Raw genomic sequence first — 18,306 nt, 5'->3', positions numbered from 1 at the left:
TTCCTTACTACCAAGCAAGTTGACTGCGGTTGTTCGTTAGCGAAGCCCTCGAAGAGGATCGCACATACCGATAATTCAGCAGCCAACACCTACCAAATAACACAAGCTTACAGCTAATAACCGTGATTGATGACTCTTGATTAACAAATATCGATCGCCATCGGTTAACTATTGGATTGACAATTTTTATCAAATCTGGTATTTTATCCATCTCTGGTATATCAATAAACAGCGCGCAAGTCTTCTCCAACATTGTTGTAACAGCCGGAACAATATCCCCCTTTAAAACTTCTAAACAATCAAACTAACTCAGTTAGGGCAGGGGAGCATAAAAAAATGTTTTTGTCAATATTCAATTTAGGTGAAAGTTAGGGGCGATCCTCTTCGAGGGCTTCGCCAACGACTCTCATCCGCAGCGGAAAAAGATAGATCGCTGCTGCGGTTGCTTTGTGCTATGAATTTGATGTGTGTGTGTACCAGGAGAATTTGAACGTGGAACTCTATAAAGAACAGAAACACCAGATAGTTTTTGCAGATTCACAAGTTAAAGATTGCGAAAGTTTAACAGAAACGGTCAATCCCGATACAGAAATTGTTATTCTCAAAGCCGATCGCGACGGCATCGAGCAAATCGCCGAAACACTTAAACAGCGGACAAACATTGCAGCCGTCCACATTTTGTCTCACGGCGCAGCAGCCAGCTTGCAAATCGGCGCAACAGAACTTAATCTCAGCAACATTGAAAGCTACCGCAATTATTTAGAAACATGGTTTGCTTTGCCAGCAGCCGAAGCAAACTCGAACTCTTCAATTACAGCTAAACCCGAAATTCTGCTTTACGGTTGCAACGTCGCCGCCACAGAAGCCGGTGTAGCTTTCGTCCAAAGGCTGAGCCAGCTCACCGGAGCAAATATTGCCGCTTCCGATAACTTGACCGGCAGTGCGACACTGGGTGGAGACTGGGTGCTGGAAGTGACTACGGGCAAAATAGAAACACCTTTGGCATTTTCTGCAGAGGCCAGGGAAGCTTACAGTGGCGTACTGGCTGACTTGAACCAAACGACTGGCGACTTTAACGGACTGGTAAATGCCATCAATGTTGCCAACATCAACACTGGCATTGACACAATCACTCTCACTGCCGATATTACCCTCGCAGGGCAATTGCCGAGAATTACGGACACCACCACTATTGTTGGCGGCGGTTTCAAGATCAGCGGCAATAACAACCGTGCCTTCGTAGTTGATAACACAACATTTAACATCTCGAACCTCACCATTGATTCCGCAAAAGCAGTAGGCAACGCAGGAACCACCGGTGGTGGTGGCGCTGCAGGCTTAGGTGGCGCACTTTTTATCAACAACGGTACAGTCACAGTTGACAGAGTTACTTTTTCTAATAACTCTGCCGTTGGCGGTGCAGGTGTGGCTGGGAATGGTGGCAAGGGTGGTAGCGCGGATCTGGCTACTGTCTTTGGAGGCACAGCAGGGACAAATGGTAGAAATGGTAGAAATGGTCTAGCAAGTAATGGCGCTGCCGGTGGGGTTGGCGAAGATGGCGAGGCTGGCGGTACTGGTAATGCTGGCGGTACTGGCGGTATTGGCGGCACTGGCGGTACTGGTGTTGGCGGCACAAACGGTGGTGCTGGTGGTATTGGTGGTGCTGGTGGTGCTGGTAGCGTTGTCGGTAGTGGCGGCGGTGGTGGTGGTGCCGGTGGCGTTGGCGGTCCTCCTGGTACTGGTACTCAAGGTAATGGTGGCAATGGCGGTGCTGGCGGTGCTGGCACCTTTGGTGGTGGTGGCGGTGCTGGCGGTACTTTTGGTACAGGTGCTGCGCCTGGTGCTATCGGCCCTGGCGGCACTGGCGGCTTCGGCGGCGGTGGCGGTAGTGGTAATGGTGCAAGCGCCGGGGGCACTTTTGGCGGTGCAGGTACTATTGGCTTTGGTGGCGGCGGTGCAGGTTTAGGCGGCGCGATTTTTGTTGGCGGTGGCACTTTGACCATGACCAACAGCACCTTATATAGCAACACAGTTACGGGTGGCAATGCTGGTAATGTTGCCGCAGGTGCGGGTACAGCCGCAGGTGGTGCAATTTTCGTCAACTCAGGTGCTACAGCTACCCTCACTAACAACACGATCGCTTATAACTCTGCAACAGCCGCCACAGTTGGCATACCGGCTAGTCTGATTGCTAGTGCCGGAGGAATTTACAACAACGGCGGTACAGTTACAGTCAAAAACACGATCGTTGCTGGCAACGTTGCTAGTACCGACACAGATGTTACAGGGACATTCACAGGAAATAACAACCTGATTGGGGTTCTTGGCACTAGCACTGGTTTCGCAGGTCAGGCATTAACGGTTCCTTTGGCAAATGTATTAGCTCCAGCAGCCTCTGCCGGACTCAACGGTGCAACTACCGGCCCGTTCACCATTGCCCTAGTTGACAACAGCCCCGTCACTACCAGCAGCAACCCTGCAATTGGTGGGGGCGACCCGACAATAACGGCAGTGGGCGCTACAGCTTTTGACCAACGCGGTACTGGCTTTCCTCGAAAAATTGACAATACTCTTGTCAGCAAACCGAATATTGACATCGGTGCTTACGAGTATGGGCCAGTGGTCACAGGCCTTAAATTCAACGACCTTAACGGTGACGGTGTTCAGCAGGCGGCAACTGAACCAGGTCTTCCGGGCTGGGTGATTTCTGTAGGCACAAAAAGCGCTACCACCGCAGCAGACGGCACTTACACGATCCCGGACGTAAAAACAGCTACTCCGATTACAGAAGCGCCGCCTGCTGGAACGCTTGCGACCGATTGGGTACAGACTCTCGGCCCGACTCCCGCTTCTACAGGTGTAATTGATGTTACTGGTGCCAACTTTGGCAACTTCAAAAAAACATCGATCGCGGGCAAAACCTACACCGATCTCGCGGGCAACGCCGTTTTAGATGCCACCGACACCACATTAAACGGCGTCACGGTCACTTTATACAAAGACACCAACAACAACAACACGCTAGAAGTCGGCACAGATACGGTTGTCGGCGCGCCGATAACGACTGCGGGAGCCGGAGATTACCTCTTCTCCGATATCGGTCCCGGTAATTACCTGATACAAGCCACAGCCCCAGCCAACTCCAGCATCTCTTTCCCCGCTGCCGCAATTTTCGTTAGTGCCCAAAGCGGTACTCCCGTCACCGGTCAAAACTTTGGCGTTTTCCAAAACATCACCGTCAGCGGTATCAAATTCACCGACCTCAGCAGCAACGGCTTCTCTGCCGATGATACGCCCCTCAACGGCACCACCGTTCGCTTGTTCAAGGATACTAACAATAACAGCACTTTAGATACCGGCGACGCGGAAATCGCTTCTCAAGTTACCGGGACAGCGCCAGCGGCTGCTGGGACGTATAGCTTTGCAAACGTCGGCTCTGGTCGGTACTTTGTGAGAGAAGACGTACCGACAGGGTTCTCACAAACCGCCGGCCCGGCTTTTTATACAATTAACCCGGTCAGCGGCACAAACATTACGGCTCAAGACTTCGGCAACTTCCAGTTGGGCAAAATCAGCGGGATCAAATTTAATGACCTCAACAAAAATGGCACCCAAGATTTGCCAGCAGAACAACCCCTAGGAGGCTGGACAATCTACCTGGATGCCAACAACAACGGCGTCCAAGAACAAGTAGCAGCCGAAACAGGCACCAACGCCGCTGTCACCGATGTCGCCGGCAAGTACCAGTTCACCAACCTGCCAGCCGGCACTTATACAGTGCGGGAAGTGCCACAAACAGGCTGGACGCAAACTCTGCCCCCTGTCAATGCAGCCACGCCTACTCTTTCCGGCGCGTTTTCGATCGCCGTTACTAGCGGTACCGACTCTCAAAACAACAACTTCGGCAACTTCAAGCCCAATAGCATCAGCGGTCTGAAGTTCAATGACCTCAACAACAACCAGGTACAAGATACCGGGGAACTAGGGCTTGCTAACTGGCAATTCTTCCTGGATACCAACAACAACGGTACTCTCGACACCGGGGAACCGAACACCCTCACCGATGCCGCCGGCAACTACAAATTCTCCGATTTGTCAGCCGGAACCTATAAGGTGCGGGAAGTCTTGCAGCCTACTTGGACGCAAACTACCCCCAACCCTGCCGACATCACTGTCACCAGCGGTCAAGACATCGCTAACATCAACTTCGGCAACTTCCAGTCGAGCACAATCAGCGGTCAAAAATTCAATGACCTCAACAAAAACGGCGTTAAAGATGCCGGAGAAGTGGGGCTAGCTAACTGGCAAATATTTCTCGACAGTATCAATCCCGATGGCTTGTTTCAGCAGGGTGAACCGACTACCATCACTGATGCCGCGGGCAACTACACTCTCCGAGATATACCCGCAGGTACTTACCAGGTAAGGGAAGTCCAACAAAATGGCTGGACGCAGACGACCCCCAACCCCGCCCCCGTTACTGTTAATCCCCCAAATAACATCACCGGCATTGACTTCGGCAACTTCCTGCCGCAACCTGGGGCGATCCGAGGTCTGAAGTTCCGAGACAGCAACAACAATGGCACTCAGGATGCTGGAGAACCGGGTTTACCCAATTTCCAAATTCAGTTAACCAATGTCGTAGCTGGAACTGCTCCGGCTCCGGCTCCTGTTACTACTACCACAGACAACAGCGGCAACTACCTGTTCGCGAACCTAACGCCGGGAACCTACCGTGTCCGGGAAGTCAACCAAACTGGGTTTACTCAAAGCACACCCGAACCCGCCGACATCACCCTAACTTCGGGCGCTATTGTCAGCGGCATCAACTTCGGGAACTTCCCGACGCCGACGCCGACGCCGACACCGACTCCTGCACCGACTCCTGCACCGACGCCGCCGACATCGCCGACGCCGACACCGACTCCTGCACCGACACCTGTACCGACGCCGACACCTGCACCTGTACCGACGCCGACACCTGCACCTGTACCGACGCCGACGCCTGCACCTGTACCGACGCCGACGCCTGCACCTGTACCGACGCCGACGCCTGCACCTGTACCGACAGATTTGGTTTGCCCTGAGAACTTCCCCAGGATCGCTACTCCCAATGAGGCCGGCACTTCTTCAGCGGGTAATGTGATCAACGGCCCTAACGGCGACGATACGATCGTGGGTAGTGTCGGCAGTGACTCTATCTTCGGGTTGAGCGGCAACGATTTGATCTTTGGCCGAGGGGGCAGCGACTATATCAATGGCAATACGGCCAACGATACTGTCTACGGAGGCATCGATAGCGATACTCTCTTCGGCGGCAAAGGCTTTGACTTGATTTTTGGCGATCGCGGTAACGATACGATTTATGGCAATCGTGGCAACGACTCGATCTCTGGTGACGAAGGCAATGATTTATTGTACGGCGGCAAAGCTGATGACGTAATGTTGGGAGGCGCTGGCGACGACGTGCTAATTGGCGATCAAGGCAATGACACTCTCTGCGGCGGTGAGGGTAACAATACCTTAATTGGCGGCAGTGGCGATGATGTGCTCTTTGCTGACACCGGTGATGACTTGCTCTTTGGCGGCATTGGCAGCGATACCCTCGTCGGTGGCAGTGGCAGCAATGGCTTTGTCTTGTCAGCGGGCGGAGGAATTGACACGATTTTCAACTTCACCGCAGGAGTTGATTTGATCGAGTTGCTAGGAGGCTTGGACTTCAATCAACTGTCGTTAACCGAAACTAACGGCTCAACTGCGATCGCGATCGCCGGCAGCAACGAGATTTTGGCTATACTGACGGGCGTACAGGCGAGCCAGTTATCGGCTCAGAGTTTTAGCTTGCTGGTTTAGTCCGCAGATCAAACTCGGCAGTTGAACCCGATCGTACAATTGCCTTTCGTCCCAACAGAGAGGGACTACCCGAAAGCAGAGCCTCGAAGCATGGGTTTCGAGGCTTTGCCAAAGAAGGGGAACGAATTCCGTTCCCCTTCTTTGGTCAAATTTGTTCGAGATATTTCAGCAAGTCGGCCATTTCTTGCGGACTCGGTTGAAACTGCGGCATTGGTGGGGTTTGCCCGCTGGTGACTTGCCGGATCAGATCGAATTCGGATTTGCGCTCGGACACTCCGTGCAAGTTGGGCCCGACTTGACTGTCTGAAACGGATATGTGACAACCCGCACAGTTCATTTGAAAGATGGCGGAACCCTGAAACGGGTTGCCCGTGAGGGATAGTACGCTTTTGACGTAAGGATCGGCGACTTGAAACTGACGAATTGTGATAATTGCCAACATGATGGCAAGCAACACCGCTAGCGCAAATATGGCAAGTCGCTCGATCGGGTTTTTAATTTCATTCCTGGCAAGTTGGTTATTCAAAGGAGTTCAATTAAAAATAGTATCTACAAGAAAATTTATTTCTCATAACATAGCTTAATCGTTCGCAGCGGGGAGAGCAAGATCTAATACTCCCGGAAGGGCCTTTTTTGGAAAATTCATCTGTGTAAGTGCTGGTAATATTAAAAATAGGTTGTTAAATCTTAACGTTAAGGAGATCTCATGGTAGAACCGTTGCTTTCAGGTATTGTTCTGGGTCTAATCTTTGTTACTCTGTCGGGGCTGTTTTTTGCTGCTTATCAGCAGTACAAGCGTGGCGATCAGTTGGGTATCAATAAGTAAAAGGGCGAATTTTGCCTTTCTGGGAGGGTGGGTTGACCAATATCGTGGATGAGAATCAGAGATATTGGGGAACCCGCCCCCCAGCATAATTGCTGTTATTTGCGGGACATGAGATGGGGCTTTTAGCTTCTATTTCCCAGATGTCTGCTGACATCGGTGGCGATCGCGCCCTAAATGCGATCGCACCCTAAATGCGATTCTCTGTGCTGTCAGAATAGAAAAATTAGATATATCGATCGAGAATAACAGCAGTTTCCAGGCCTGTTTTTTCCCAGCTAAATTGTTTTGCTCTGGCTAAACCGAGCTCCCGCAAGTGCGATCGAACTTTGGCATCCACTGCAAGCTCTTGCATAGCAGAGGCAATTTCCTCGACGCTGTAGGGATTGACTAATAAAGCTGCACCCCCCGCCACTTCGGGCATTGAAGACAGGTTAGAGGTGATGACAGGAGTGCCGCAGGCCATTGCTTCGAGCACGGGGAGCCCGAATCCTTCCCAAAGACTGGGGAAAACCAGGGCGATCGCTTGGTTGATGACTTTGGGCAAGTCGGCCGCGGGAATGTAGTCTAAGAATTTTACTCGATCGACCAATCCCAATTCTTGAACCTGCGCCTTCAGCAGCGGCGTATAGCGTTTGTCTTCCGAACCTGCTATCCACAATTCGTACTCGGAATTATCAGGCAAAGCAGCAAATGCTGCTACAACTCGCTGCAGGTTTTTATAGGGATTGTGGCGACCGATATAAAGAAAATAATTGCTTGTTGGCAAGTCTAAAAAACGGAAAAAGCTGGTGTCATATCCAGGGAAAATTGGCGTAATTAAATTAGTAGGAATCTTGCAAAAATTAGCGATATCTTTGGCTGTTGATTCTGAGTCGCAGATCACGTGTTGAGCCTGCCGCAGCACTTGGGGAATGTAGTAGCGGTGGTAAGGTGTCAGAGGATCGAAGCGGCGGGGAAATCGCAGCGCTATCAAGTCATGTACTGTAATTATATAGCGGCAACCTGCAAATAGAGGAGCTTCGGGAATTGGGGAAAATAACAGGTTAGATTTTAGCTGTTTGTAAATTTTTGGTAGTTGGGTTTGTGTCCACAACAATCGGTTGATGTGTCCTTTTGTTCCTTGTTCGGGTGTTAGATTGGCGGGGATTTGGTAGCAGTTGCTATTGGGAATTTTTTCTGCTGTTAGTAATGTGGGATTGAGGGATTTTAGGTGAGGAAATAGGTTTTTAGCGTAGATGGCTAAGCCGGTTGGTTTGGAAATTAAGAAGGAGAGGTTAATTAGTAAGTTAGATTGGGGATTGGGCATGGGATCATATGTAGATTGCGGTTTTTGGGTGGAAATTTTTTTATTTAACCGCAGAGGGCGCAGAGGACGCAGAGAGGAGAAAGGAAGAGAGAGAAGATTTAAAGATATTGCTGTAAGATGTTGGCGGTTGCTTTTCCGGTTTTGTGCCAGCTAAATTGAGATGATCTGGCTAAACTAGCAGTTTTTAAGTTCGATCGCACTTTTGAATCTGTGGCTAATGTTTGCATGGCTTCGGCTATTTCTCCGACGCTGTAAGGATTGACTAATAATGCGGCATCTCCGGCTACTTCTGGCATCGATGACAGGTTGGATGTGATGACGGGTGTGCCGCAAGCCATTGCTTCTAAAATTGGTAAACCGAATCCTTCCCAAAGTGTAGGAAAAACTAGGGCGATCGCCTGATTCATCAGTACGGGCAATTGAGAATAGGGAACGTAACCGAGAAACTTTACCAAAGATTGTAAACCTAATTCTTCAACTTGTGCTGTCAACTGCGGTGTGTAGGCATTGGGAGGCCCTGCTAGCCACAATTCGCAATTTGCGCGATCGGGAAAACTCGCAAATGCAGCAATTAATCTTTCTAAGTTTTTATAAGGATCGTGTCTGCCGATATAAAGAAAATAATTTTTGGTTGGCAAGTCGAGATATCTAAAATTAATATTATCGCAAGCTAGGGGAATTGCGGTCATCTTTTTAGGCGTAATCTGGAAAAAGTTAGCAACATCTGCCGCCGTTGCTTGAGAATCGCAAATAATGTGTTCTGCTTGCCGCAAAACCTGCGGTATATAGTAGCGAAAATAAGCTGTTAAGCGAGAAAACCGTGGGGCAAATCGCAAAGGAATTAAATCGTGAACTGTGACGATGTAGCGGCAGCCGGAATACAAAGGTGCTTCGGGAATAGGAGAAAATATCAGCGTGGACTGCAATTTTTGGTAAATTTTTGGTAACTCAAACTGAGTCCACAGCAGTCTGTTAATTTGTCCTTTCGGGCCTCGATCCGGTGTCAGAGTTTCGGGGATGTGATAGCAAGTATAATTGTCAATTTGCTGGGAAGCGAGTAATGTTGGTTGTAGCTGTTGCAGTTGCGGGAAAAGATTAGCGGCGTAAGTCCCGATTCCCGTTGGTTCTGGTGTTAAGAAGGACAAATTGATTAACAGTGAATTAGACATGATTTTAGATTAGATATCCGGCGACTGGAAGTCGCCACTACACATACAAAGTCCCAGCAGCGGGGGACTGAAGAAAACGGTAATAAAATCGACTTTGATATTAGTCTTATGCAAGAGGACTTTAGCTTTTGGCTAGGGGTTCTAAGCCCTGGTGGACTATTTAATTAGCCTTTAAGTTCGATCGAGCATTTGAGCTATGTCGGCAGGATTTGGCAGCCGAATTGTAGCATATTCTTGGTGAATGATATCAAAAAAACTCTTGACTTTTTCTTCAAAACGTGCCAGTCTAAAGTTCTGACTGCGCTGCTGTGCACCTGCTTGAAGTTCTGCTAGCAAATCGGGATTAACAATTAGTTGATGTGAATGCTGGCAAAGTTCCTCAACAGTATTGAACAAAAAGCCCGATCGCCCATGTTCGACAATTTCCGGTTGGCCGCCGCCGTTGAAAACAATCGGAGCACAACTGTTTTGCATTGCTTCCACAGTCGCCATCCCGAAATGTTCAAATCTTTGAGGATTGACTTCACCCAAACCGCAGCCGTGCCAAAATATACTCGCTCTAGCATAAAGCGATTTTACCTCATCGAAGTGAGCATTGACTTTTAGCTCGATCGCCCTTGAATCTTGCTTCAATAAATTCTGAACCGTCTTTAAATAAGGATTTTTCGGAATGCTACTTCCTGCTAAAACGAGCCGCCATCCTTGAAATTCTTCTGGATAATCTCTTAGCAAACTGCGGAAAGCTTGAATTAATTCAATTTGCTTTTTTGTTCCCCCCGCTTCAAACTGTCCCACCGCCAAAATTATGTTTTCTTTCGGCACTTTAACTGTTGCCATTTCCACGGGCGGATAAAGCAGAAAAGTTGGCTGTAGGTTCCAGCGTTTCTCCAACCACTTAACAGTAAATTGACTGTTGGCAATAATGAAAGTGTAGTCATCGACAGCAAAATGACGGTTGCGGAAGGTATTGGGAAAGTGGCAGAAAAATATTGAAATTGGTGACAGTGGTTTTACTTTTTCCAGTTGGTTGGCGTTGATGAAAATATCGTAGTTTTTGCTTTCTCGGGCAATTTCATCAAAGGGGTTTTCCATATCCTCCACGATGATGCTGGAATCGATGCACTGCATTCCGCGTTTCTCGTAAAAAGCTAAGGGCATAATTTTAATTGTGCATCCTGAAAGGTTGAGTCCGTACCACGATTCTAAGTCGGAAACAGCAACGGGTTTGTTGGCGATAAAAGTAATGTCGAATTCATTTTGCAGCAGCGATGCGATGGTAGCGACGTATTTTTGACCGCCACCAATAAAATGCAGTCCGTGATCGTAAATCGCGATCGACATTTTGCGATCGCCCCGAACCACCTGTAACCGAGACAAAATGCGATCGATCTTCATCCGACTGTAAATCACCGCCAACTTTTCCGACAACTGTGGCAATACAGTTTCAATGATTTCTGGTTTCTGATAATCAAGCAGCTTTTTAATCGCTACAAATAAACTCTCGAACAGCAAATCGTACTGCTTGTTAGTAAAAAAATCAGAAGTATGAATCCCCTTGACTAATTGCAACGGTTCATGTTTTGCCAAATACAAAAACCGATTTCGGTTGCAGAAATACTCGGTAAGTTTGCTGCCTTTACTCGAACCCCGATACTCGTGATGGGCGATAGCTGCGGGAGTATAAAGCATTTTCCAACCGCGTTTGTGGCAGCGTTTGGCAAACTCTACATCTTCAAAATACATCACAAAATCTTCATCTATCGGCCCCACATCTTCGAGACATTCCCTGCGAAAAAGCACCGCCGCCCAACAAAGCCCTTCGACTTCCTTTTCTGTATCGTACTGTCCCGAATCTTTTTCGCCAAAACCGACATCTCGCCAATAAAAATTAGGTAATTGCTGAATGCCAGCGCTGTTAATCCGCCCGTCTTTAAACAGCAATTTGCCGCTAGTCGCACCTACTTTTTTATTATTTTCTAGCCTTTTTACAAGAATCTCTAACCAGTGACTGTCAAGGGTAGCATCGTTATTTAGAAAGCCGATATATTGCCCTTTTGCTTCGGTGATGCCGAGATTGAGGGCTTTAGCAAAGTTGTTGGCGGAGTTGACAAAAATGCGTACTTTGGGAAAGAGTTCGCGCAGAGAATTAACGGAATCGTCTTGAGAGCAATTATCAATTACAATTAAATCTAGTTGCGATTCGGGATACGCAAGTTTTTGTAGAGATTTTAAGCAATCTTTTGTGTGGCGCAGACCGTTATAGTTGACTACAATTAACGAGCATATTGGCAGTACAGTCATTCGATTTTAGATTTTAGATTTTAGATTTTAGATTGAGTAATTGAAGGATTGAAGAATTTTTTATTTTCGATTTAGGATTGAACAATTTTCGATTTAAAAATTGAAAAATCGAGGAATTTTCGATTTGTAATTTGGGATTTTAGATTGAGGAATTGAATAATTTTAGATTGAAGCATTGAAGCATTGAAGCATTGCTCTCGCGAATAAATCTGGGGCCTTGTGACCAAATTATTTTGGGTCATCTTGGATGCTTTATTGTTGTCGATCGAGCAATTGAGCGGTAATCTTCTCTAAAATAGCAGTATGTTGCTGCTGTACTGCTTTAATTTGCTCTATTTCCGACTGAAAAGTTGCGATCGCATTTTGTTGACTCTCAAGCTGTGCTGTCACTTCGGGAAACCCGCTGCTGAATTCCGTTTTAATTTTTTTCTCTAAACTTTGTTGATTTTCTTGCAATTTTTGCAATTGAATGCTCAATGTTTGAACGACGCGGGTATTAGCGAAATTGTAAATAACTTGACGTTCGAGTACGGGTCTGAGTAATTTTCGTACTATTTTTCTGACTGCAATTACTGCGGAACCCAGCCGTCTTTGGTAAGAGGTAATGGGGATGTTATAAATGTCGAAACCCGCCTTTAAAAGGGCGATGTCTTCGTCATCTTCATTTTGGGCGATCGCACTATTTTCTGTTCCCAATAGGGGCTGCTCAGCAATACCAATTCGCGGCTCCAAAGTTTGTCGCAATTTATGTATTATCTGTTGAGTTGGTATTTCTTCGTACTGCAAACTTTCCTCTCCTTTAGATAACTTACTATGACTTATTATGGAACAGGCATCTTGCCTGCTTGAATAATAATTGTAACTAATTGTGGAACAGGCATCTTGGCTGTTCAAGGGCGGGCAGGATGCCCACCCACAAAAAAATTAATCTCTTGTTAAATCAGGATTATTGCTTCCGATATTGGCAATATCTCAATTTAAGCTAACTCGATTTGACTGTCATCACCAATCATAAACCGCAGAGCTTTTGGACGAGCCGGCGCATTGGTTAGTTGAGCTCGCTGACCGATCACGCTGTCAACAATCCGCTGGTGAATGCCAAGTATTTTTGCTCCTTGCAATATTACACTGTGTTCGATATCAGCATCAATCATCGTCACGCGATCGGCAATACTGCTGTAAGGCCCGATAAAGCAATTTTCAATGCGGCAATTTTCCCCAATTACCACCGGCCCGCGAACTGTAGAATTAATGATTTCCGTTCCTTCGCCTATTTGCACACGTCCGATAATTTGACTTTTGGCGTCTACTTTTAATTCAGTTGAAGCTACGATCCGGCTATCTAAAATGATTTGGTTTGCACTCAGCAAATCGTCTTTTTTCCCCGTATCCAGCCACCAACCCTCTAAATTGCAGGCTTCTACGTGTTTTTGTTGATTGATGAGCTGTTGAATGGCATCGGTAATTTCGAGTTCGCCCCGGGGCGAAGGTTGAATTTGATCGATCGCCTCGTGGATAGTAGGAGCAAAAAAGTAAATTCCCACCAGTGCTAAATTTGACGGCGGAACTTTGGGTTTTTCTACTAACTCCAAAACTCTTCCTTTCTCATCAACTTTGGCAACACCGAAAGCAGAGGGATTGGGAACTGGACGTAGCAAAATCAGAGCGTCTAGTTTTTGCTTGTTAAAAATCTCTAAAAACGGATCTAACTGATTCTGAATTAAGTTATCTCCCAAATACATAATAAACGGAGAATCGCCCAAAAACGGTCTAGCAATTTTCACCGCGTGAGCGAGTCCCGCTGGCTCTGCTTGCAAGATATAGGTAATTTTGGCACCGAAGCGAGATCCATCTCCTGTTTTCGTCTTCACCTCTTCCCCGGTTTCGGGACTAATAATAATCCCAATATCCGTAATCCCAGCCGCCACAATTCCTTCAATTCCGTACCACAGTATCGGCTTATTTGCTACAGGAACCAACTGCTTAGCACCCGTATAGGTGAGGGGACGCAAGCGTGTTCCTTTACCGCCAGAGAGGATGAGTGCTTTCATTGGGTGAACTCTGAGTTATCCTTTAGGGTTTGCGGTGCTGGCTTGATTTGCCTGCACTTGTTCGCTCTTGTTGATTTTAAAGCACCGCTACCCCGCTGGCAATAGTTGTCGTGTCTTATGATACAAATGAGTTATGCCGATCGAGCTTTTATAATCCTGGACGCATAGAGTGTCAGAAACTTGGTTTCTTGCCGAAGAAAGCACCTAAAAGCTGAGGTTTTTGTCAATAAACGCGGTTTTTCAACGTTGCGAGTGCGCCAGTCCAGATTTAATTGCGTACCGTTTTAATAGCGGCCGTATCGCGCGATAAATTGACTACCACTATTGTTTGGATTTGTCAACCAAGCCCACATCTGATCGCCTTGACAAAAATGCCACCATTCGTTAGGATGTTGCTGAAAACCCACAGCTATCATCGCATTTTTTAAGATTTGCCTGTGACGGTGATATTGCTTTTCTTGTGGATGAGTGCTGTTAGCAAAATAATCTGGATAAGAACGTTCTGATATTTCATCAATCGGAGAACCCATATCAATTTGCCGATTATTTTCATCCACTAAAGTTACATCTAAAGCAGCACCTGTACTGTGAGGAGGAGGCGTCGCGCGATCCAGGCTCGGTACTGCCCAAAATTGATATACGTGTTCTATAATTACTTGGCGTTTGTCTTCGGAAACCGGAAATTTGCACCCTTGAGCTAGGGCAATTTGATTAAAAGTATAATCCACCATAAATTGCTGGACTTCCACCGGCCGATAAGCATCAAATATCAGAATTTTCCAATTTTGATAATTTTGCTGTAGCTGGGTTTGAGCGGCGATTAAACTATCTACAACTCCTTGCCGCAAATAGTAAGGCGAATCTGCTTTGCTGTTGTCATAGGGAGCTCCTAACTTTTGATAAGGGTGCGGGATTTCAAAGGAAAATTTTTCAGGTGGAATGGGGACTAAAGGTTCGCCACATTCGTCGATTGCTATTTGCTGATATGGTTTCATATCAAGGTTTTACCCTACTTTATGATTACTGATGAACTACAATACTCAGTATATGCTTTTCACTTGAGTCAGCCGCGCGGCAAATAGCAAAGCTGCTAGAATATCCTCATGTTCTAAATCGTCATAGTCATCTATAATTTCTTTAGCATTCATACCAGAACTGAGTAATTCAATAATTAACTCTACTGGATATCGGAGGGAGACCGCGAATACCAGGTTTTCCGTGACAGATATTTGGAGCGAGTGTGATGCGCTGCCCAAGTTAGTTTTCCATATTTGAGGAGCAAATATTAAATATATCCTAACCTAAAAAACATAGCTTTTGATCGGTTAGTAGTAAGGACTTTAGTGCTTTCTATCTCCACCTAAAGTCCTAAAGTCCTTACTGCCAAAAAATCCTAACTTTGGCGGTAAGCAACTACCGCATAAAATGGATCGCCGCTTCCTATTCGCAGCATTTGCATAAAACTAGGCAAGTTAGGCTTGCGAACTATTACTTCCGGCTTGCTAAATCCGGGTATGTTCGCTCCTTTGACAGAATCAAAGTAACCCTTGACTAATTCTACCCGATCGCCCTCCGAACCTTCCCGCCAAGCCGCGATCGCCTTTTGATAAAACATCCGGTTGGAAAAACTGATAATTGCTACGCCGCCCGGCTTCAAAATGCGGTGAATCTCGGCAAAAATCACATCGGGCTGCTGCAAATACTGTACCGAAACGCAGTTGACAACCGCGTCAAACTCTGCATCCGGCAGTGGCAATTTGGGATTTGCGTTCACATTCTGCACAAAATAATGATTCAGCCTGCGATTCTTTGCCAACTCCTCTTCATTCATGCCGTGCCCTTCGACATGGGCAAAATCCATCTCGTCGGGCAAGTGAGAAACCCAACTGCTCATCATATCAAAAATCCGAGTATTCGGCTTCAGCCGTTCCCGATACAAATCGGTTAGTTGCTGAATGAATCCATCGTCTACGTGAGTCACAAACCGGGGAGAGGAATAGAACAAATTGTCGTCGGTGTCGTCTAACTTGGTGCGTTTGTCGGCTGGAAGCAACATAAATTCAGATCGCAAACTAGATTTACTCTTTCTAGTTTAAGAACAATAAGAATTGTTAACATATCCGGCAGAAGGCGGATTCCCGGTTTTAGCGTAGCAGTCGATCGCCAAAAAACCTGCTTGCACCACCTTGACATCTCCCAAAAAGCATTTTACACTAATAGTACGAACGCTAAGTAATAAGCCGATGGTTACTACATCCACTGTCGATCGCACACATCTAGCTCAGTGGCACGACATTCTCGCCCCCCACAGCCTGGGCTACCGTCTCAAACTGCTGGCACAGCTAGGTAGTCGCAGGCTGCAAGAGGTACTTGAACCCTTTGGATTGACACCTTTTCACTGGCTGGTACTGTGCTGCTTGTGGCAAGAAGACGGTTTGCCCACTTCCAGCATTGGCGACAAACTGCAACAGGTAGGCGGGACGCTGACAGGCGTGCTCGATCGCATGGAAGAAAGAGGCATAGTCCGCCGCGAGAGAGACACTCGCGATCGCCGCATTTGGCGAATTTGGCTGACAGACTCCGGCAGGGAACTGCAAGAGGTATTGCCCCCGCTGGTAGCTGCAATCCGAGATCGAGCTGTCGAGGGCTTTTCAGAGGCCGATCAAAAACTCTTTTCCCAACTGATCGATCGAGCGATCCTGAATCTTTCCTAAACCAACAAATCAATCTTTTGAGTGAAGTGCAGCAGCATCTACCTCCACTACATTACAAATAACCGCAAAATACTACGCACTCTTAAAAAAAGCCGTCTTACTAAATAAAAACTACGTACCCTAAACAAACGACATCTTACTAAAGTATCAGGAGTCAAATACCATGAAAGGCCCAAACGAAATCAACCCAGCAGAATTCAACGGTAACGGCAACGGCAAAGCAGCCGCCGTATTAGAAAAGCCGATCGACGACAGCATCGCTAAAAGCCTACCAGTAATCCCCGCCCCAGAGACAGAAATCAACGCCCCCGCCGAGGTTAAAACAGGCGCAGAAACAGAACTCCAAGCACCCCTGCCGACGGCTGCAACACCCAAGAAAAAAGCCCCGAAAGCGTTGATATTAGCAGCGCTGGGCCTAGGGGCGATCGCAGCAGGCAGCTTCGGCTACCGCTACTGGCAATACGCCTCCATCCATCAAGAAACCGACAACGCCACAGTTGCCGGACACATCCACCAAGTCAGCAGCCGCGTCAACGGTACTGTCGCCGAAGTCTTAGTACAAGACAACCAACAAGTAAAACCCGGACAACTGCTGATCAAACTCGACCCCCGGGACTACCAAGTTAAAGTCCAACAAGCCCAAGCAGCCTTAGAAAACGCTCGCCGCCAAGCCCAAGCAGCCGAAGCAAATATTTCCCTAGCCTCTCAAACCAGCCAAGGCAAAACAGCCCAAGCCCAAGGAGACATCGGCAGCGCCAACGCTGCCATTTCCACCGCCCAAGCAGCAATTAGAGAAGCGCAACAAGGCGTACCCGCAGCCGAAGCCGCCGTCGCTGAAGCCGAAGCCGGCGTACCCGCAGCGCAAGCTAAAGTCGTTCAAGCCGAAGCCGGAATTCCCCAAGCTCAAGCCAAAGTGAGGGAAGCCGAAGCCGGCATTGCCGCCGCGCAAGCTCAGCTAGCACAAGCGCAAGCTAATCTCGTCAAGACGCAAGCTGATTATAGACGTTACGAAAGCTTGCAGGAAGAAGGTGCGATCGCCCGCCAGCAACTAGACGCAGCCAGAGCCGCCTACGAAGTAGCCCAAGGCCAAACCACCGCAGCCCAACAAGGAATTGCCCAAGCCAGAGCGCGCTTAGCCCAAGCCAAGGAAGGCGTAACCGCAGCCCAAGCAGCAGTAGCCCAAGCTCAAGAAGGGGTAAAACAAGCCGAAGCCCAAGTAGCGCGCGCCCAAGTCGGCGTCGCCAGCGCTCAAGCTAAAGTAGCCCTAGCGCAAGAAGGTATCAGCACCGCCGAAGCCAAACTTGCTGCATCAAAGGGCGGATTGCAACAGGCGCAAGCGACGGGCGAACAAACTAAAGTCAGTCGAGCGCAGTATGATGCTGCTAAAGCTGCGATCGGGCAATCGGAAGCTGCGGTTAAAGACGCTCAACTGCAACTTTCATACACGAATATTACTGCTCCGGCCGCCGGACAAATTGGCCGCAAATCGGTTGAAGTGGGGCAGCGGGTGCAGCCGGGAACTCCGTTAATGGCTATAGTAAGTAACGATTTGTGGGTAATTGCTAACTTCAAAGAAACGCAACTGGCAAACATGAAAGCAGGCCAAAAAGTAGAAATTAAATTAGATGCTTTTGGTAGTCGCAAATTTGAAGGTCATCTCGATAGTTTCTCCCCTGCTTCTGGCGCTCAATTTTCCTTATTGCCTCCCGATAATGCTACGGGCAATTTCACCAAAGTTGTCCAGCGGATTCCGGTGAAAGTTGTGTTTGATGCCGAAAGCCTTAAAGGCTACGAATCGCGAATTGCACCGGGGATGTCTGCTACGGTAAATGTTGAATTGAAATAAGGGAAGACATTACACGGATACACGGATGAATTTAACTGTGTTTTCTTTGGTGTCATCGGTTCTGGCTTTTACCATGATTGCAGGCGAAATCCCCGACTTCTCAAAGAAGTCGGGGATTTGATTTTTTCGGTTAAGGGCGATCGCCCTTGCAATATCATCTTAAAACCCACATTCCGCAGATGTGGGTGGAATTTTTTTATCAGTTGTGAAAAGTGGGAACCCCAAAGTTTTTCCGTTGAA

General features: G+C 47.7%; 14 protein-coding genes. 4 read left to right on the top strand and 10 right to left on the bottom strand.

The window, feature by feature from the left end:
* Positions 1–492 precede the first annotated feature (492 nt).
* Complete coding sequence (locus QUA04_RS13760; protein ID WP_333257926.1) at positions 493–5,853, top strand: SdrD B-like domain-containing protein; 5,361 nt, start codon at positions 493–495, stop codon at positions 5,851–5,853.
* A gap of 145 nt (positions 5,854–5,998) precedes the next feature.
* Here QUA04_RS13760 and QUA04_RS13755 read toward each other — a convergent pair whose 3' ends face one another.
* Positions 5,999–6,379 carry a cytochrome c gene (locus QUA04_RS13755; protein WP_333257925.1) on the bottom strand — a complete coding sequence of 127 codons (381 nt, stop codon included), beginning with the start codon at positions 6,377–6,379 and terminating at the stop codon, positions 5,999–6,001.
* 180 nt (positions 6,380–6,559) lie between these two features.
* On the opposite strand from QUA04_RS13755, the gene petG reads away from it, so the two are divergent.
* Positions 6,560–6,679, top strand: coding sequence for a cytochrome b6-f complex subunit V (gene petG, locus QUA04_RS13750; protein WP_015174208.1), 120 nt, complete (start codon positions 6,560–6,562; stop codon positions 6,677–6,679).
* A gap of 223 nt (positions 6,680–6,902) precedes the next feature.
* On the opposite strand, the gene QUA04_RS13745 is transcribed toward petG, so the two are convergent.
* From QUA04_RS13745 to QUA04_RS13705, 9 genes are all read right to left on the bottom strand, one after another.
* Positions 6,903–7,985, bottom strand: a complete 1,083-nt coding sequence (locus tag QUA04_RS13745; protein ID WP_333257923.1) for a glycosyltransferase family 1 protein — start codon at positions 7,983–7,985, stop codon at positions 6,903–6,905.
* Positions 7,986–8,083: 98 nt separating this feature from the next.
* Positions 8,084–9,154: a glycosyltransferase family 1 protein gene (locus QUA04_RS13740; RefSeq protein ID WP_333257921.1), complete on the bottom strand. Its 1,071-nt coding sequence runs from the start codon at positions 9,152–9,154 to the stop codon at positions 8,084–8,086.
* Positions 9,155–9,325: 171 nt separating this feature from the next.
* Positions 9,326–11,455 carry a glycosyltransferase gene (locus tag QUA04_RS13735; protein ID WP_333257919.1) on the bottom strand — a complete coding sequence of 710 codons (2,130 nt, stop codon included), beginning with the start codon at positions 11,453–11,455 and terminating at the stop codon, positions 9,326–9,328.
* A 252-nt stretch (positions 11,456–11,707) separates the two neighbouring features.
* Positions 11,708–12,241 (bottom strand): hypothetical protein, encoded by a 534-nt coding sequence (locus QUA04_RS13730; protein ID WP_333257917.1) that lies wholly within the window; start codon positions 12,239–12,241, stop codon positions 11,708–11,710.
* Positions 12,242–12,432: 191 nt separating this feature from the next.
* Complete coding sequence (locus QUA04_RS13725) at positions 12,433–13,506, bottom strand: glucose-1-phosphate thymidylyltransferase (RefSeq protein WP_333257915.1); 1,074 nt, start codon at positions 13,504–13,506, stop codon at positions 12,433–12,435.
* Between the two features lie 284 nt (positions 13,507–13,790).
* Positions 13,791–14,501 carry a M15 family metallopeptidase gene (locus QUA04_RS13720; protein WP_333257913.1) on the bottom strand — a complete coding sequence of 237 codons (711 nt, stop codon included), beginning with the start codon at positions 14,499–14,501 and terminating at the stop codon, positions 13,791–13,793.
* Positions 14,502–14,546: 45 nt separating this feature from the next.
* On the bottom strand, positions 14,547–14,654 hold the full coding sequence (locus QUA04_RS13715) for a DUF433 domain-containing protein (RefSeq protein ID WP_333257911.1): 108 nt from the start codon (positions 14,652–14,654) through the stop codon (positions 14,547–14,549).
* A gap of 245 nt (positions 14,655–14,899) precedes the next feature.
* Positions 14,900–15,562 carry a class I SAM-dependent methyltransferase gene (locus QUA04_RS13710; RefSeq protein WP_333257909.1) on the bottom strand — a complete coding sequence of 221 codons (663 nt, stop codon included), beginning with the start codon at positions 15,560–15,562 and terminating at the stop codon, positions 14,900–14,902.
* 36 nt (positions 15,563–15,598) lie between these two features.
* Complete coding sequence (locus QUA04_RS13705) at positions 15,599–15,766, bottom strand: hypothetical protein (RefSeq protein WP_333257908.1); 168 nt, start codon at positions 15,764–15,766, stop codon at positions 15,599–15,601.
* Between QUA04_RS13705 and QUA04_RS13700 the strand changes: the two genes are divergently transcribed.
* Both QUA04_RS13700 and QUA04_RS13695 read left to right on the top strand, forming a co-directional pair.
* Complete coding sequence (locus QUA04_RS13700) at positions 15,750–16,220, top strand: MarR family transcriptional regulator (RefSeq protein ID WP_333257906.1); 471 nt, start codon at positions 15,750–15,752, stop codon at positions 16,218–16,220. The two genes, QUA04_RS13705 and QUA04_RS13700, sit on opposite strands and share 17 nt — an antisense overlap.
* A gap of 163 nt (positions 16,221–16,383) precedes the next feature.
* Complete coding sequence (locus QUA04_RS13695) at positions 16,384–18,066, top strand: HlyD family efflux transporter periplasmic adaptor subunit (RefSeq protein ID WP_333257904.1); 1,683 nt, start codon at positions 16,384–16,386, stop codon at positions 18,064–18,066.
* Positions 18,067–18,306 lie beyond the last annotated feature (240 nt).

It is taken from the genome of Microcoleus sp. S13_C5, assembly GCF_036700845.1.
Taxonomy (GTDB): Bacteria; Cyanobacteriota; Cyanobacteriia; order Cyanobacteriales; family Microcoleaceae; genus Microcoleus.
The sequence above is the reverse complement of the archived record's forward strand: the minus strand, read 5'-3'. Positions and strand labels throughout refer to the sequence as shown.

Coding starts and splice junctions, on each gene's coding strand:
- QUA04_RS13695 (WP_333257904.1), top strand. CDS start 16,384: ATGAAAGGCCCAAACGAAATCAACCCAGCAGAATTCAACGGTAACGGC.
- QUA04_RS13725 (WP_333257915.1), bottom strand. CDS start 13,506: ATGAAAGCACTCATCCTCTCTGGCGGTAAAGGAACACGCTTGCGTCCC.
- QUA04_RS13700 (WP_333257906.1), top strand. CDS start 15,750: ATGGTTACTACATCCACTGTCGATCGCACACATCTAGCTCAGTGGCAC.
- QUA04_RS13715 (WP_333257911.1), bottom strand. CDS start 14,654: ATGAATGCTAAAGAAATTATAGATGACTATGACGATTTAGAACATGAG.
- QUA04_RS13740 (WP_333257921.1), bottom strand. CDS start 9,154: ATGTCTAATTCACTGTTAATCAATTTGTCCTTCTTAACACCAGAACCA.
- QUA04_RS13745 (WP_333257923.1), bottom strand. CDS start 7,985: ATGCCCAATCCCCAATCTAACTTACTAATTAACCTCTCCTTCTTAATT.
- QUA04_RS13720 (WP_333257913.1), bottom strand. CDS start 14,501: ATGAAACCATATCAGCAAATAGCAATCGACGAATGTGGCGAACCTTTA.
- petG (WP_015174208.1), top strand. CDS start 6,560: ATGGTAGAACCGTTGCTTTCAGGTATTGTTCTGGGTCTAATCTTTGTT.
- QUA04_RS13735 (WP_333257919.1), bottom strand. CDS start 11,455: ATGACTGTACTGCCAATATGCTCGTTAATTGTAGTCAACTATAACGGT.
- QUA04_RS13710 (WP_333257909.1), bottom strand. CDS start 15,562: ATGTTGCTTCCAGCCGACAAACGCACCAAGTTAGACGACACCGACGAC.